This is a genomic window from Sphingopyxis sp. CCNWLW2 (assembly GCF_037095755.1).
In the GTDB taxonomy this organism is placed as follows: Bacteria; Pseudomonadota; Alphaproteobacteria; order Sphingomonadales; family Sphingomonadaceae; genus Sphingopyxis.
This window is the reverse complement of sequence record NZ_JBAWKJ010000005.1, coordinates 1-1,243: the sequence shown is the minus strand read 5'-3', so window position 1 is coordinate 1,243 and position 1,243 is coordinate 1. Positions and strand designations below refer to the sequence as shown.

The following is a 1,243-nucleotide window of genomic DNA, read 5'->3' as shown; positions in this document are numbered from 1 at the left end:
AATATTTGAGATTCATGAAGTTCATTCCGTTTTCGAACATGATTTTACGGGTGTTTTCTTCGGAGAGGTCCTTGCAGGCTTCGTCGGCGAAGATGCGGGGTTCCTCGACGCCTTCGGCGTGGGGATAGTCTGATCCCATGAGGAGCCAGTCGGCGCTTCCGACCTGATCGACGATCGCCTTGAGGTCGTCCTCGGGATAGGCGACCACCGACACATGGCGGGTGAAGATCTTGCTCGGGCGCTCCTTGAGCTGGCCGCCCGGCCAGAAGCCGTTCTTGGCGATGCCGCGGCACTTGTCCATCTTGCTCAGCATCGCGGGCACCCATTCGGCGCCATTCTCGGCCGACAGCAGCTTCACATTGGGGAAGCGCTCGAAGAAGTTCCAGAAGATGAAGCTCGACAGCGTCTCGACCACCGGGCGCTCGGAGTAGCCGTGCATCCACACAAAGGCTGTCTGCTTGATCCGGCTCTGCTGCACCGGCTCGCCCCACACCGCCATGTGATGCTTCATGTAGATCGCCTCGGACACATGGAACACCACCCGCATCCCCGCCTCGTTGGCGATCGCCCAGAAGGGATCATGATCGGGGTGCGCCGGCGCCTTGCCATTATAGGGACCCATCGGCATCAGGATGAGCTTCGCGCCCTTCTCGATCACCCCGGTCAGCTGCTTGCAGGCTTCCTCGACATTGTCGAGCGTCACGATCGGCGCCGAGAAGATGCGGTCGTCATAATTATACCGCCACTGGTCGTACATCCACGCATTATAGGCGTTCAGCACCGGATAGGCATATTGCGGATCGTCAAGGAAGCTGATCGCGGTGATCATGTTGCCGATGAACAGGATCGACGAGCGAACGTCCCACGCATCGAGCTTCTTCACCCGCGCCTCGGGCTCCATCATGTCAGCCGTCTTCTCGACATGCATGTCGATCTCGGCCTTGCCTTCCTTCATCGCCCGAAGCCACTCGTGCAGCTTGCCTGGCGCCGGAACACGACCGTCATCGAACAGGTGATCCGCGCTGATCTCTACCTTGCGCGGACCGACGTACATCGCAAAATCGCCATCGTCACCGCGCTTGAACGACACACCATATTTCTCCGCCGCATCCTTCGGCAGATATTTCGTCCACGCCTCGTCCGTCTCCCAAAAATGCGTGTCCGCGTCGAACATCGGACCCTTGTAAACATGTTCCTTCGCCAAAGGCTCCAGCTGACCCGTCATCTCTTCTCTCCTCAAAGG

General features: G+C 58.9%; 1 protein-coding gene. It reads right to left on the bottom strand.

Going from position 1 to position 1,243, the window contains the following annotated elements; genetic code table 11:
* On the bottom strand, positions 1 to 1,225 hold a 1,225-nt coding region (locus V8J55_RS21655; protein WP_336447653.1), incomplete at its 3' end, for an amidohydrolase family protein.
* Positions 1,226 to 1,243: the final 18 nt, after the last annotated feature.